This is a genomic window from Thalassospira sp. A40-3 (assembly GCF_015871485.1).
Lineage (GTDB): Bacteria > Pseudomonadota > Alphaproteobacteria > Rhodospirillales > Thalassospiraceae > Thalassospira > Thalassospira tepidiphila.
This window is the reverse complement of the sequence record NZ_CP065428.1, coordinates 3,200,891-3,214,940: the sequence shown is the minus strand read 5'-3', so window position 1 is coordinate 3,214,940 and position 14,050 is coordinate 3,200,891. Positions and strand designations below refer to the sequence as shown.

Sequence of the window (14,050 nt, the reverse complement as noted above, 5' to 3'; positions counted from 1 at the left end):
TGAGGTTCACACTTTTGGTTGCTTCCAACCATCAAGAAACGGATTTCCGCCATGCCCGTTATGCCGCATTCAGTCCAAGAGCTTTTGGCGCGTCGTGTTCCCGGATATTCCCTGGAACAGCCGTTCTATACGGATCAGTCGATCTTTGAACTCGACCTTGAAAACATTCATTACAAGGAATGGCTGTTTGCGGTCCCGGCATGTGAAATACCCAAGGCGGGCGATTACGTTATTTATGAAGTCGGTGCTTATTCCGTCGTGATCGTGCGCGGCAATGATCAGGTGGTGCGTGCCTTTCACAATTCATGCCGTCATCGCGGCTCGGTTCTGTGCAAAACCAAAAAGGGCCGAAATCCAAGGCTGGTTTGCCCGTATCATCAGTGGACCTATGACCTTGATGGCAAGTTGCTTTGGGCGCGTGACATGGGGCCGGATTTTGATAACTCAAAATTCGGGTTAAGCCCGGTTCATTGCCAGGTGATCCACGGCTTGGTCTATATCTACCTGGCTGAAAATGCGCCGGATATCGAACCGTTTGCCAAGGCCGCCGAACGCTATCTTGCGCCACACGATCTGGAAAATTCCAAGGTCGCGTTTGAAAGCAAGATTATCGAAAAGGCCAACTGGAAGCTGGTCTGGGAGAATAATCGGGAATGCTATCACTGCGGGGGGAATCACCCATCGCTGTGCCGGACCTTCCCGGAAGATGCGCGCGCGATTGGCAGCACGTCCGATGGTGTTGTGGCCGGTGTGCTTGATGATCATGTGGCCCGCTGCGAGGCGGTCGGCGCGCCATCTGCCTATCAGATGGCCGATAGTGGTGAATGGCGTCTGGTGCGTGTGCCGCTTTTGGGGGAAGCAGAAAGCTACACGCTTGATACCAAGGCGGCTGTCAGTCTGCCGAACTCCAACATCCCGTTTAAAAATGCCGGATCGCTTTTGAAGTTTCATTATCCGTCAACCTGGAACCATTTCCTGTCGGACCATGCGCTTGTTTTCCGTGTGACGCCGATCAGCCCGATGGAAACGGAAGTCGTCACCAAGTGGCTTGTGCACAAGGACGCGGTTGAAGGCCGTGACTATGATCTGAAACGTCTGACCGAAGTCTGGCTTGCGACCAATGCCGAAGACAAGGAAGTGGTCGAAAACAATCAGCGTGGCATTGCGACACCAGCCTACAAGGTCGGTCCGTATTCCGAAATCCACGAAGCCGGTGTTGCCCAGTTTGGCAACTGGTATGCGAAAACCCTGTCTGACAGGCTGGCCGAAACCAGATTGATCGCGGCGGAGTAGGGCGATGTCTGTGATTGAAAAACCAAAGCTTGCCTTCTGGTCGGACGCTGAGGAACTGGAATGTGTTTCGTTCCTGCCAGAAGCCCCCAATGTCATGACATTTTGCTTCCAGTCGGTATCGGGCGCGTTGTTCAGCTATGACCCGGGGCAGTTTTTGACCCTGGAGCTGCCGGTGCCGGGTGGGCCGCTTTATCGGACCTATACCATCTCGTCCTCGCCATCGCGGCCGACATCCTTGACCGTCACGGTCAAGGCGCAGGCAGGCTCGGTCGGTACGCGCTGGATGCTGGATAATTTGCGTCCGGGCATGCGCATTCGGGCCAAGGGACCGTCTGGCAGCTTTTCACTGGTTAATCATCCGGCGGATAAATATCTGTTCATTTCGGCGGGCTCGGGCATCACCCCGATGATGTCGATGACGACCTATCTTTATGACGCCGGGCGTGATCCCGACATTGTCTTCGTTAATTGTGCGAAACGCCCGTCCGAGATCATCTTTCGCGAACGTTTGGAACACAGCGCGTCGCGGATCAATGGCATTGCCCTGAAATGGGTGGTGGAGGAAGCCGATCCCTACAAGCCGTGGACCGGGTATTTGGGGACATTCAATCAGCTGATGCTGGGTCTGATGGCGCAGGATTATCTTGAACGTGAAGTGTTCTGTTGCGGTCCGGAACCGTTCATGCAGGCGGTGCGCGAAGTTCTTGTAGGGCTTGGTTATGATATGGATCGCTACCATCAGGAAAGCTTCCACGCGCCGACGTTGGAAGCAGAAGACGTACCAGATGATGTCGTGCCTGATGAGGACAGCAAGGCTGTCATCGCATTCACCGCATCTGGCATCACGGCAAATTGCACCCAAACCGATACCGTCCTTGCCGCGGCGCGCACGGCAGGCCTTGTGATCCCGTCAGGCTGTTCGATGGGGATTTGCGGGACGTGCAAGGTGCGCAAGACCGAAGGGCAGGTTCATATGGTTCATAATGGCGGGATCACGGACGACGATATCGAAGAGGGCTATATCCTTGCCTGCTGCTCGAACCCGATCGGGCAGGTCACCATTGATGCCTGATTACGGCTGGGCCGTCGGGACCGTGTTTCGGTATTCTGACGGGTTCATGCCGATTTCGGCCTTGAAGGCGTGAATGAAATGCGATGCGTCACAAAAACCAGTGCTTAGCGCGATCTGGGTGGTTGTTTTTCCCGTTTCGCCCAGCAGCTTTTTGGCGGCATCAAGCCGGATGCGCAGGGCCGCTCGTGATGGTGAAATGCCGATGTCGGCATTAAACGCCCGTTCGAGCTTACGGCGTGTGACGCCAAGTTTTTCGGCCATTTTGGCGACGGTTTCGGGCGATTCAATATTCTGGCGCATGCGCAAAAGCGCCTTTTTGACCAGTGCGTCTCTGGCAACCAGATCGGTCTGAAAGCCCGGCTGCGGGTTTTCGCCGGTCATGGCCTCGTTGATGATCATGATGCTGAGACTCTTGGTCGCCGCCGTGCGCCCGATGTGCTTTTCCACCACCCAGGCCGCCAAATGCGCGGCCCCATGCCCACCCGAACAGGTCAGGCGATCCCGATCCACGACAAAGATTTGATCGGAAACCGGTTGGGCGGCTTCGAACCTTGCGACAAATTCGTCATGGTGAAACCAGCTAACACAGCATCGGTATCCTTCAAGCAACCCCGCTTCATACAGCGCGAACACCCCGGTACACAACCCGATCAGATTTTTGCCCTTGGCGGCAGCCGCCTTGAGATAGGCAATGCAATCAGATGAAAACCCGCCTTGTTCTTGAATAAGGCCGCCGACAACCACGATATAGTCGTAGTCACCGGCATTGCGCAGACGCGTGTCAGGCTGCACCTTGACCCCGCAACTTGAACGCACCGGATTCATGGTATCAGACAGCACCGTCCAGTCGCAATGAATGGGCCGCGAACGGTCGGCTTCATCGGCCGAAAGACGCAAGACATCGACAAAACTGGCAAACGCTGTCAGCGTGAAATTGTCTGCCAGCAGAAAGGCGACGCGAAGGCGCTTTTTTGCATTGGGTTTGCCGGGGTTTGATCCCGGGCTCGAAAAAGAGTTCATGGCAAAAATATACAATGAAATTGTCGCAATTATCCAGTCCGCAGAGCATGGACATTGATAGAGTTCCGGCAATGGTAAATCGGGGGATCGTATAATCATGACCCATTTTTCTGCGCTATCGCTTATCAAAAATGCCCTTAGCGGCCAAAAAAACTGGGAGCCGCAATGGCCCGACAGTGAGCCGAAGGCCGAATACGATGTCATCATCGTCGGCGCGGGTGGTCATGGTCTTGGTGCGGCTTATTATCTGGCCAAGGAACACGGCATCACCAATGTTGCCGTGATCGACAAGGGCTGGCTTGGCGGTGGGAACACCGGCCGTAACACGACGATTATTCGGTCGAACTACCTCTATGACGAAAGTGCCAAGCTTTATGACCACGCGCTTGATCTGTGGGATGGCCTGAGCCAGGAGCTGAACTACAACGTCATGTATTCGCAGCGCGGCGTTCTGATGCTCGCGCACAATGTCCATGACGTTCAAAGCTTCCAGCGCCATGTGCATGCCAACCGCCTTAACGGTGTCGATAACGTCTGGCTGTCGGCCGAGGAAGCCAAGGAATTCTGCCCGCCGCTCGATATTTCGCCCACTGCGCGCTATCCCGTCGTTGGCGCGGCGCTTCAGCGTCGCGCGGGTACTGCACGCCATGATGCGGTGGCATGGGGTTATGCCCGTGGGGCGGCGGCACGTGGTGTCGATATCATTCAGAACTGCCCGGTAACCGCCATTCGCCGTGGCCCGGACGGCCGTGTCACCGGTGTTGAGACTGCCAAGGGCTTTATCGGAGCGAAAAAGGTTGCTGTTTCGGCTGCCGGTCATACCTCGGTCGTGATGGATACGGCCGGTGTTCGCATGCCGCTTGAAAGCTATCCGCTGCAGGCGCTGGTGTCCGAGCCGATTAAGCCGATCTTCCCCTGTGTTGTCATGTCCAACAGCGTGCATGCCTATATCAGCCAGTCTGACAAGGGCGAGCTCGTGATCGGGTCGGGAACCGACCAGTACACCAGTTATTCCCAGCGTGGCGGGTTGCCGCTGATCGAACATACGGTTGCCGCGATCTGCGAGATTTTCCCGATCTTCAACCGCATGCGCATGCTGCGTAAGTGGGGTGGTATCGTCGATGTGACCCCGGACCGTTCAGCCATCCTTGGCAAGACGCCGGTACCGGGTCTTTATGTCAACTGTGGCTGGGGTACCGGCGGGTTCAAGGCGACCCCGGGTGCCGCGCACACACTGGCATGGACCGTCGCCAAGGATGATCCCCATCCGGCCAACGCGCCCTTCACCCTTGAACGTTTCAGCACCGGCCGTCTGATTGACGAAGCCGCTGCTGCCGCTGTTGCGCACTAAGGAGACCGGACATGCTTCTGATCCATTGCCCCTATTGCAATCAGACCCTGCCGGAACTGGAATTTACCTATGCCGGTGAAGCGCATATTGCACGCCCGGCCGATCCGTCGTCGGTCAGTGACGAAGAATGGCGTGATTTCCTGTTCATCCGGACCAACGTGAAGGGCCCGCATTATGAACGCTGGCGCCATTTCCATGGCTGCGGTCGATATTTCAACGCTGTACGTGACACGGTTAGTGACCGGTTCCTGATCACCTATAAAACCGATGATCCTCGTCCTGAACTGTCCAAATTGTTGGAGAAATCGAAATGAGCAGCTTCCGCGTTTCCGGGCGTGGTCGCATCGATCACACCCAACCCATCCAGTTCACCTTTGACGGCAAGAAGATCAAAGGTTTCAAAGGCGATACCATTGCATCGGCATTGCTCGCCAATGGTATTCACCTGATGGGTCGTTCGTTTAAATATCACCGCCCGCGTGGTGCCGTGACCGCCGGTTCCGAAGAACCGAACGCACTGGTCGGCACGCGCCGTGGTCCGGGCCGGTTTGAGCCGAACACCCGTGCAACCGTTCAGGAAATCTGGGACGGTCTTCAGGTCAACAGCCAGAACCGCTATCCCAGCCTGTCATTCGACGTTGGTGCGATCAACGACAAGGCCTATATGCTGTTTTCGGCCGGGTTCTATTACAAGACCTTCATGTGGCCGAAATCCTTCTGGGACAAGGTTTATGAGCCGTTTATTCGTGCGGCGGCCGGTCTTGGCGTTTCGCCGACCGAACCGGATCCGGATCACTATGCATCGCGTTATCTGCATACCGATGTTCTGATCATTGGTGCCGGTCCTGCCGGTCTTGCTGCTGCCCTAACGGCGGCGCGTGCCGGATCGCAAGTGACCCTTGTTGATGAAAACCCCGAAGCGGGTGGGTCGCTTCTGTCTGAGCCATCAGTGATGATTGAAGACATGCCGGCATGGGATTGGGTTGACAAAACTGTGGCGGAGCTCAAAGAGCTTGGCGTCAAGGTCATGACTCGCACGACCGCGATTGGCTATTACCATCAGAACATGGTTGGTCTGTGTGAAAAACTGACCGACCATCTTGCTAGCCCGGATGCGGAAACGCCGCGTGAACGCATGTGGCGTGTCCGCGCCAAGCAGGTTGTTCTGGCGCAAGGCGCGCTGGAAAAGCCACTGGTGTTTGATGGCAATGACCGCCCGGGCGTGATGCTGGCTGGCTCGGCCCAGACGTACCTCAACCGTTATGGCGTGCGGGTTGGCAACAAGGCCGTCATCGTTACCAGCCATGACAGCGCGTGGTACGCCGCCTTTGATTTGGCCGATGCCGGTACCACCATTGCTGCCATCGTCGATACCCGTTCCGAACCGAATGCCGATCTGATTGCCGAGGCCACCAAGCGTGGCATTCGCATCATGGCCGGTCATACCGTTACCGGGACCGAAGGCCGCCTGCGTGTCAAATCGGTTCGGGTCAATCCTGTGACCGGATCATCCGTTGGTGCAGCCGAAATGATCGGTTGTGATTGCCTTCTGATGTCGGGGGGCTGGACGCCGTCGCTGCATCTGTTTTCCCACACCAAGGGAACGCTTAAGTGGGACGACGAACGCCAGACCTTCTTGCCCGATCACAAGGCAGAGGAATGCGAAATCGCCGGTGCAGGCCGTGGCTTGTGGGGCATTGAAGCGGTCCTGAATGACGGGGCTGAAATGGGCGCGGCTGTGGCCAAAAGCCTTGGCAAAAAGGCCAAGGCGGCAAGCTACGGCGTTGCCAATGACCGTCCGGGAACCGGTGTCAGCCACAAGGAACTGCCGACCGATCTGGATGCTGGCAAGGCACGTGCCTTTGTCGATTACCAGAACGACGTGACCGCCAAGGACCTTCGTCTGGCGGTACGCGAAGGCATGCGTTCGATCGAACATGTCAAACGCTACACCACCAACGGCATGGCAACCGATCAGGGCAAGATGTCGAACATCAACGGCCTGAACATTGCCTCTGACGCATTGGGTGTGCCGCAGCCGAAAGTTGGTCTGACGACTTTCCGTCCGCCTTACACCGCGACGACCTTTGGCGCCTTCTGTGGTTATCACAAGGGCAGTCACTTCGAAGTGACGCGTAAAACCCCGATTGACAGCTGGGCCGAAGAAAACGATGCGGTTTATGAGCCGGTTAGCCTGTGGCGCCGTGCCTGGTACTTCCCGAAAGACGGCGAAGACATGCATGCCGCCGTGTCGCGCGAATGCCGTGCGACGCGTGCAAGTGTCGGCATCTTTGATGCATCGACCCTTGGCAAGATCGAGGTGGTTGGCCCGGATGCGGTGGAATTCATGAACCGCATGTACACCAACCCCTGGACCAAGCTGGCACCGGGCCGGGCACGTTATGGCCTGCTTTTGGGTGATGACGGGTTTATTCGTGATGACGGCGTGATTGGCCGTCTGGCCGATGATCGCTTCCATGTCACCACCACGACCGGTGGTGCGGCACGTGTTCTGAACATGATGGAAGACTACCTTCAGACCGAATGGCCTGACCTTGATGTCTGGTTGACCTCAACGACCGAGCAGTGGGCGACCATTGCGCTGAACGGCCCGAATGCCCGAAAGGTGCTTGAGCCGTTTGTCGAAGGTCTTGATATGTCTGATGAAGTCTTCCCGCACATGTCAGTTGCCGAATGCCGCGTTGGCGGCTTCCCGGCGCGCCTGTTCCGCATCAGCTTTACCGGTGAAGTCGGCTTTGAGGTCAACGTTCCGGCCCATGCCGGTCGGGCACTTTGGGAAATGCTGTTCGAAGCAGGCAAGAAATACGATATCTGCCCCTATGGGACTGAAACCATGCACGTGCTGCGTGCCGAGAAGGGCTATATCATTGTCGGTCAGGACACCGATGGCACGGTCACCCCGCATGATGCGGGGCTCGGCTGGGCAATCGGTAAAATGAAACCTGATTTCGTTGGCAAGCGCGGTCTGGCGCGTCCGGATCTGGTTGCCGAGGGCCGCAAGCAGTTGATCGGTCTTCTGACCGAAGATGGCAAAACCAAGCTTGAGGAAGGGGCACAGATCGTTCTTGATCCGAACCAGCCCAAGCCGATGAGAATGGTCGGTCATGTGACATCAAGCTACCACAGCGATGCGGCAGGTCGCCCGATTGCCATGGCGCTGCTTGAAGACGGTTTCAATCGTATGGGTGAAACCATTTACATTCCGATGCCTGATCGTGTGATCAAGGCGACCGTCACCGGGACCGTGTTTTACGATCCCGAAGGCGAACGGTTGAAACTTTAGGCGGGGAACAGAAAAATGACGGTACTTACACACGCATTTACGCCGGGTCCGATCGTTGCTTCCGGACCGGTTAAACTGACCCTGATGGCACCAGTTGCCCGTTTCTCGCTACGTTTGCGGGCGGCCAACATTCCGGCCGTATCCAAGGCGATTGGTGTTGATCTGGCAGCCACGGTTGGTGCACGTGCGGCCAAAGGCACGACTGAGTCCATCTGTCTTGGCCCGGATGAATGGCTGATCATTGCCAAGCCGGATGATGCCGACACAGTGACCAAGGCGTGCGCGGATGTCTATGCATCGGCAACCCACAGCCTGACCGAGGTGTCGGCCCGCGAAGTCACGGTCCGCATCGAAGGCGAACGTGCTGCCGAGCTTCTGACAATCGGTTGCCCGCGCGATATCGACAGCATCCCGGTTGGCGGTGGCTGCCGTACGGTGATTGATGGTGTGACGGTTGTTCTGTGGCGGGATGCCGAGCAAAGCTTCCGCATGGATATCTGGCGTTCTTTTGCCCTGCACATCATTGATCTGCTGTGCACCGGCTGCAAGGAGTTCGCGGCAGAATAATCTGCATTGGGGCGGGGATTTGGCGATTGCCATTCCCGCCCTTATTGTGTCCAGGCAAATGTATTGGGTTGAATGTGGTTTCCTGGCGGTATGAAACTGCGCATCAACTTGTCTCAGGTGATTGAGGCGGCTAGTCTTTGGGGCACACGCAGCCACCGAAAGACGCCCCAATGATACGTTCCGTCCTTGCCCTTCTTGATATCCGCCCCGTCTATACGGCCATGTTGGCAGAACGCCACGATCTGCATCGTTATGACCTGATTGAGAACAAGCAGAAATTTCTTGATGAAATGGGCGATCAGATCAGAGCAGTTGTGACATCCGCGCGCTTTGGTGTTCCGGAAGACTTGCTGGCGCAACTGCCGAACCTTGAAGTGATTACAAGCTTTGGCGTTGGGCATGATGTCTTTGATCTTAAGGCACTGCGTGACCGCGGTATTCGTCTTACAACCACACCTGACGTTCTGACCGATGATGTTGCTGACACGGCGATCATGTTGATGCATGCCACCTTGCGGCAGCTTGTTTTGGGCGATGACTGGGTACGCAGTGGAAAATGGGCCGCAAACGGCCCGATGGCACTGACCAGAAGTGTGCGCGGCAAGAAGCTTGGCATTGTCGGGTTGGGCCGGATCGGAAAGGCAATTGCATCACGCGCAGTGCCAAGCGGGGTCGAGGTCGGCTATTTTGGACGCAACAAGAAAGATGTCGCGTACCGGTTCTTTGATGATCTGATGGCACTCGCGACATGGTCGGATATTTTGGTGTTGTCCTGTCCCGGTGGGGCCGCGACCAACGGGATCGTCAATGAAGCGGTGCTTGATGCCCTTGGCAAAGATGGTGTTTTGATCAATATTGCACGGGGATCGGTGATGGATGAACCGGCTTTGATCCGGGCGTTGCAGCATGGGTTGATTGCCGGCGCGGGACTTGATGTTTTTGAAAATGAACCTGATATCGATCCGGCATTTGCCAATCTTGATAACGTTGTGCTCTATCCGCATCTGGCGAGTGGGACAATGGAAACCCGCGATGCCATGGGCCAACTGGTTGTCGATAATCTTGAAGCGTGGGACGAACGCCAAGAATTGATCACACCGCTTGTTTAGTTGTTCGTATGATCTGCCAGTCAGCCCTGTTGAAACAGGCTTGTGTCAACAGGTCACTGTGCCATTCTGTCGCCCATCTATTTTCCTGTTATCGAGGCCACCCCATGACTTTCAAGCCCCAGCATAAAACCCCAACAGACGCCGCCGAGCGTCGCGCAATAAAGCCGGTCGTTGTTTATCCCAACGGAACTTTGCCCGAGCCCGACTTTGCGACGCTCGCCGAATTCAAGGCGTCAATGAAGAAAGTGAACGAGGTTATCGTTCCGCCGCGCGATGCGCGCACGTTTCATGTGCCCAAGGGATACTTTTTCCGCATTGTCAGTGTCGATGGGCCGCAGGTCGGTGATTTAAATCTTTGGAATGCAAATGACCTGAAGGAACGGTTTTTCAGCGGCAAGACCCGTGCCCTGCATCGGACCCACCTGACCACAGGCGATCGTTTGTGGTCCAACATGCCCTATCTGCGTTCGATGGCGTTGATCAGCGAAGATACCCTTGATTGGTATGGCTTTGATGAGGATGGCGGCAGTGTGCATGACGTGATTGGCACTCGCTGCGATCCGTTTACCAACCGGTTGTTGTCAGGCAATGATTATCATCATTGCTGCCATTCCAATCTGTGCCGGGCTTTTAGTGATGAGACCGGCATGTCGATGCAGGAAGCCGATCACTATGTGCATGATGTGTTGAACGTCTTCATGTGCACCGGCTTTACCAAGGACACCCATCAGTATTTCATGAAGGCAAGTCCGGTACGTCCGGGGGACTATCTTGAAATGTTTGCCGAGATTTATTTGCTGGGCAATCTGTCGACCTGTCCGGGTGGGGATTGCAGCACCGGCCATTCAAGTGATGAGGCCGCCTGTTATCCACTTAAGGTCGAGATTTATGAAACCGATCCAGCCTTGCAGGACAAATGGGATTGGCCAGCACCCAGTGCCTATCAGCACCCTTAAGCCTTAAAACACACCCCCGTCGAAGATGCCGACGGGGGTTTTGTCGTTTCTTGATGTGTCAGTTTTAGCGATCGCGCAACTGCCCATTGACCGTGACCGATTTGATCACGGCAAAGACCTTTTGATGGGGCTGCAGTTTTAAGCGTGATCCCGACCATTTCGTAATGCGGGCATGAATTTTGGGGCGACCACTGGTTTCCGCCAGAAGGGTGGCGTCCGCATCCTGACCAAAGCACATGGTCACATCAATGGTGTCACCGGGCTCGTCACTGATTTTGGTGATGGTGACGGGAATGATGTTGTTTGCACTGATATCGTGGGGCGGGGTGCGGGCAATCATCACATCACGGGCACGAATATGCAGTCGGACACGATCACTTTTCGGACGGCCCAGATAGGGCACGACAAGTCTTTGACCGCCACATTCAAGGAAGCTGACCTCGGCCTTGGGGTCACGACTGACAATCCGGGCGGCCAGAACCGTTCCGGCATCAAAGCGCCCGGCAAGCGGCGCCAAGTCCGTGCGGCCCAGCATGTCAAAAACCGACCCGGTCGCAAGTGTTTTGCCCTGATCAATGATTACCATGTGGTCAGCAAGGCGCGCGACCTCGTCAATCGCGTGGGTGACATAAAGGATCGGTATCTTCCTGTGGTCACGCAACCATTCGAGATACGGCAGGATTTCCTGTTTGCGGGCGTGATCAAGGGCCGAAAGCGGCTCATCAAGCAGCAATACATCCGGATTGGACAAAAGTGCACGCCCCAGTGCGACCCGTTGCTTTTCCCCGCCAGACAGAAGGTTGGGTCGGCGATCCATCAGATCCCAGATATCAAGCATCTCGAGGATAGCCTGTTGTTCATCCTGTGGCAGTTTGTGGGGATTGCGGCGTGCACCGTAAAACAGGTTGTCGCGGACCGATTTATGCGGGAACAGGCGATTATCCTGAAACACGCAGCCAACCCGACGCTTGCGAACCGCAAGGTTGATGCCACGCGAATGTTCAAACAGTACATGATCGTTGATTTGAATATGGCCGCGATCCGGGCGGACCAAACCGGCAATCATGTTAACAAGCGTCGTCTTGCCACTGCCTGATGGGCCAAACAGGGCTGTTATCCCCGGTTCAGGAATATTGAATTCGGCGGAAAGCCTGAAAGTCTTGAGACTGCGTTCAACATTGACACCGATGCTCATGACGCGGCCCTCTTGCGAATACGACGGAGCGCCAATTCAGACAGAAGCAACCCGGCAAAGGCCAAGCCGATTGAAAGGGCAGCCAAGCGCGCCGCGGCCAGTTCGCCGCCCGGTGTCTGGATCGCCGTATAAATCGCCAGTGGCAGGGTGCGGGTTTCACCGGGGATGTTCGAGACGAACGTGATGATCGCACCAAATTCGCCAAGGCTTGCGGCAAAGGCCGTGATGGCACCGGCAATGATACCGGGAAGTGCCAAGGGCAATGTCAGCGAAAAGAACCGGTCAATCGGCCCGGCGCCAAGGGTTTCGGCAGCCTGATAAAGACCCGGATTGACGTTTTCCAGGCTCAGCCGAATGGCGCGGACCTGAAACGGGAAGCTTACGATCGCCGATGCCAGTGCCGCGCCCGTCCAGCTAAAGACAAAACGCAGTTCAAAGGTTTCGTGAAGCCAAGCACCCAAGGGGGCCCGGGTGCCCATCGCGATCAATAATAAATAGCCCATAACAACCGGTGGCAGGATCAGCGGTAGATGCACAATCGCGTCAAGAATAAAACGCCCGGGGAAACGACCAAGGGCAAGAGCAGTTGCGACAATAATCGCAAAGGGCAGGGCACAAGCAACAGCAACGCCTGAGATGCGCAAGCTTAGCAGAAGTGCCTCTATTTCGGCGGGGGTCAAACTGATCATTTTCCGGGCACGTTGGCTTGCGTTGTTGCAACGGGTTCAAAGCCATAGTCGGCAAAAATGCGGCCCGCGTCATCCCCCAAAAGCCATAGCAGGAATTTCATGGCTTTGGATTCGGACGGATCACCTGTCAGGGCAACAGGATAGGTAATGACCGGGTGACTGTTTTCGGGGAAGGTGCCGATGATTTTGACGTTATCTGAAATGCCGGCGTCAGTTTGATAAACGATGCCAATCGGTGCTTCGCCCCGTTCAACCAGCGCCAGGGCCGCACGAACATTGTCAGTACGCGCAAGCCTTGGTGCGACCGTTTCCCATTGCCCCAAAGATGTCAGTGCCTGTTTGGCATAAATCCCGGCAGGTACGTGGTCCGGGTCGCCGACTGCAATGCGATCACTGGGTCCGATCAATGCTGTCAGGTCTGAAGTATCGCTAATTTTAATCGGGCTAAGATTGCTATCTTTGGGCGCGACAATAACCAGACGGTTTGTCAGCAGGTCATGACGGCTGCCGGGGACAAGCAAGCCCTGATCATTTAACCACGTCATCCATTTTTCGTTGGCAGAGATAAAGATGTCGGACGGCGCGCCTGCGGCAATCTGTCGCGCCAGTATCGAGGAACTTGCCAGTGACAGGCGTATTGTATCACCGGTGTCCTTTTCATAGGTGGCGGCCGCAGTTTCAATAGCATTGGTCAGGCTCGCAGCGGCAAAGACAGTGATATCGCGCGCACGGGCCGCTGGTGAGATGCTGCCGACAAATACGACCGCGATCACAAAGAAGGCGACTGCAGATGGCAATGGGGATCGAAAATGGGGCATAGGGACCCGTAACTTAAGAAAAAGGGCGCGTTTGCATCACTATAGACGAAATCAGTTTTGTTGCCACACATGACAAGGCCCGCCACAGGGCGGGCCAAAGGGTGTCCGATTTCGCGATGGAAACAGCGTTCAGGAACAGACCGCGGCGCGCAGTGGGTCGTCGGCATCCATATCAAACCATTCATTCATCGCGGTCGGGAAACCGTTGCTGTCGAGTGATGTATCGGGCGTGATATAGCTACGCCGTCCTTGCGCACAATCAACAAGATGGGTCAGGGCAAGGGTTTCGCCGCCCTTGCGCAGCAGCAGGGTCATGACGCGCTTTTCATCGGGGTTTTGGGGATTGGATACCAGTTTTTCGCGATCAATCGCCGTAAAGCGGTTGGTCGGCGCGGAAACCAGTGTCCAGGGCGCGAAAATGTTTTCGTCAGTAAAGGTCTGAATGACGCTGATGGTCTGGGGCAGGCGGGCCTCGTAGCGATCAAACCATGTGTATTCATCCCAGATCATGTAGCCAAACATCGCAATCGCTGCGACGAGCGGAATGACATATTTCGGTGCCTTGCGGCCCCAAAGCCGGAACAGCAACATGACCACGCCAGCCGACGCAAACCCGACAACAACGGTTGAGAAGATAAAGACGTACATAGGCTGGTGGCTCCCGATCTGCTGTTAT

General features: G+C 55.9%; 13 protein-coding genes. 8 read left to right on the top strand and 5 right to left on the bottom strand.

Annotation, left to right across the window (positions count from 1 at the left end; genetic code table 11):
* Positions 1–51 precede the first annotated feature (51 nt).
* Together IT893_RS14795 and IT893_RS14790 are read left to right on the top strand one after the other, a co-directional pair.
* Positions 52–1,293: an aromatic ring-hydroxylating dioxygenase subunit alpha gene (locus tag IT893_RS14795; protein WP_197145638.1), complete on the top strand. Its 1,242-nt coding sequence runs from the start codon at positions 52–54 to the stop codon at positions 1,291–1,293.
* Between the two features lie 4 nt (positions 1,294–1,297).
* Entirely contained in the window at positions 1,298–2,365 is a 1,068-nt protein-coding gene (locus IT893_RS14790; RefSeq protein WP_286791966.1) for a hybrid-cluster NAD(P)-dependent oxidoreductase, read from the top strand.
* On the opposite strand, the gene IT893_RS14785 is transcribed toward IT893_RS14790, so the two are convergent.
* On the bottom strand, positions 2,366–3,385 hold the full coding sequence (locus tag IT893_RS14785; protein WP_252723970.1) for a GlxA family transcriptional regulator: 1,020 nt from the start codon (positions 3,383–3,385) through the stop codon (positions 2,366–2,368).
* 97 nt (positions 3,386–3,482) lie between these two features.
* Here IT893_RS14785 and IT893_RS14780 point away from each other — a divergent pair, with 97 nt between their 5' ends.
* The 6 genes from IT893_RS14780 to IT893_RS14755 all read left to right on the top strand — a co-directional run bounded on the left by IT893_RS14780 (position 3,483) and on the right by IT893_RS14755 (position 10,672).
* Positions 3,483–4,736, top strand: a complete 1,254-nt coding sequence (locus IT893_RS14780; protein ID WP_008889546.1) for a sarcosine oxidase subunit beta family protein — start codon at positions 3,483–3,485, stop codon at positions 4,734–4,736.
* Between the two features lie 11 nt (positions 4,737–4,747).
* On the top strand, positions 4,748–5,050 hold the full coding sequence (locus IT893_RS14775) for a sarcosine oxidase subunit delta (protein ID WP_008889547.1): 303 nt from the start codon (positions 4,748–4,750) through the stop codon (positions 5,048–5,050).
* Positions 5,047–8,040 carry a sarcosine oxidase subunit alpha gene (locus IT893_RS14770; RefSeq protein ID WP_197145636.1) on the top strand — a complete coding sequence of 998 codons (2,994 nt, stop codon included), beginning with the start codon at positions 5,047–5,049 and terminating at the stop codon, positions 8,038–8,040. Before IT893_RS14775 ends, IT893_RS14770 begins: the two co-directional genes overlap by 4 nt.
* Positions 8,041–8,055: 15 nt before the next feature.
* Positions 8,056–8,607 carry a sarcosine oxidase subunit gamma gene (locus IT893_RS14765; RefSeq protein ID WP_197145635.1) on the top strand — a complete coding sequence of 184 codons (552 nt, stop codon included), beginning with the start codon at positions 8,056–8,058 and terminating at the stop codon, positions 8,605–8,607.
* 170 nt (positions 8,608–8,777) lie between these two features.
* Entirely contained in the window at positions 8,778–9,716 is a 939-nt protein-coding gene (locus tag IT893_RS14760) for a 2-hydroxyacid dehydrogenase (protein ID WP_197145634.1), read from the top strand.
* Between the two features lie 104 nt (positions 9,717–9,820).
* Complete coding sequence (locus IT893_RS14755; RefSeq protein WP_197145633.1) at positions 9,821–10,672, top strand: DUF1989 domain-containing protein; 852 nt, start codon at positions 9,821–9,823, stop codon at positions 10,670–10,672.
* Positions 10,673–10,736: 64 nt separating this feature from the next.
* Here the strand turns inward: IT893_RS14755 and modC are convergent, their stop codons facing one another.
* The 4 genes from modC to IT893_RS14735 all read right to left on the bottom strand — a co-directional run bounded on the left by modC (position 10,737) and on the right by IT893_RS14735 (position 14,022).
* Positions 10,737–11,867 carry a molybdenum ABC transporter ATP-binding protein gene (gene modC / locus IT893_RS14750; RefSeq protein ID WP_197145632.1) on the bottom strand — a complete coding sequence of 377 codons (1,131 nt, stop codon included), beginning with the start codon at positions 11,865–11,867 and terminating at the stop codon, positions 10,737–10,739.
* Positions 11,864–12,556, bottom strand: coding sequence for a molybdate ABC transporter permease subunit (gene modB, locus IT893_RS14745; protein ID WP_197145631.1), 693 nt, complete (start codon positions 12,554–12,556; stop codon positions 11,864–11,866). The genes modC and modB overlap by 4 nt, the downstream gene beginning before the upstream one ends.
* Complete coding sequence (gene modA, locus IT893_RS14740) at positions 12,553–13,353, bottom strand: molybdate ABC transporter substrate-binding protein (RefSeq protein WP_252723969.1); 801 nt, start codon at positions 13,351–13,353, stop codon at positions 12,553–12,555. Before modA ends, modB begins: the two co-directional genes overlap by 4 nt.
* Before the next feature lie 150 nt (positions 13,354–13,503).
* Positions 13,504–14,022: a hypothetical protein gene (locus IT893_RS14735; protein WP_197145629.1), complete on the bottom strand. Its 519-nt coding sequence runs from the start codon at positions 14,020–14,022 to the stop codon at positions 13,504–13,506.
* Between the last annotated feature and the right edge of the window lie 28 nt (positions 14,023–14,050).

Bases quoted from the DNA above. Each gene is read 5' to 3' on its own strand.
- IT893_RS14795 (WP_197145638.1), top strand. From the start codon at position 52: ATGCCCGTTATGCCGCATTCAGTCCAAGAGCTTTTGGCGCGTCGTGTT.
- IT893_RS14790 (WP_286791966.1), top strand. From the start codon at position 1,298: ATGTCTGTGATTGAAAAACCAAAGCTTGCCTTCTGGTCGGACGCTGAG.
- IT893_RS14785 (WP_252723970.1), bottom strand. From the start codon at position 3,385: ATGAACTCTTTTTCGAGCCCGGGATCAAACCCCGGCAAACCCAATGCA.
- IT893_RS14780 (WP_008889546.1), top strand. From the start codon at position 3,483: ATGACCCATTTTTCTGCGCTATCGCTTATCAAAAATGCCCTTAGCGGC.
- IT893_RS14775 (WP_008889547.1), top strand. From the start codon at position 4,748: ATGCTTCTGATCCATTGCCCCTATTGCAATCAGACCCTGCCGGAACTG.
- IT893_RS14770 (WP_197145636.1), top strand. From the start codon at position 5,047: ATGAGCAGCTTCCGCGTTTCCGGGCGTGGTCGCATCGATCACACCCAA.
- IT893_RS14765 (WP_197145635.1), top strand. From the start codon at position 8,056: ATGACGGTACTTACACACGCATTTACGCCGGGTCCGATCGTTGCTTCC.
- IT893_RS14760 (WP_197145634.1), top strand. From the start codon at position 8,778: ATGATACGTTCCGTCCTTGCCCTTCTTGATATCCGCCCCGTCTATACG.
- IT893_RS14755 (WP_197145633.1), top strand. From the start codon at position 9,821: ATGACTTTCAAGCCCCAGCATAAAACCCCAACAGACGCCGCCGAGCGT.
- modC (WP_197145632.1), bottom strand. From the start codon at position 11,867: ATGAGCATCGGTGTCAATGTTGAACGCAGTCTCAAGACTTTCAGGCTT.
- modB (WP_197145631.1), bottom strand. From the start codon at position 12,556: ATGATCAGTTTGACCCCCGCCGAAATAGAGGCACTTCTGCTAAGCTTG.
- IT893_RS14735 (WP_197145629.1), bottom strand. From the start codon at position 14,022: ATGTACGTCTTTATCTTCTCAACCGTTGTTGTCGGGTTTGCGTCGGCT.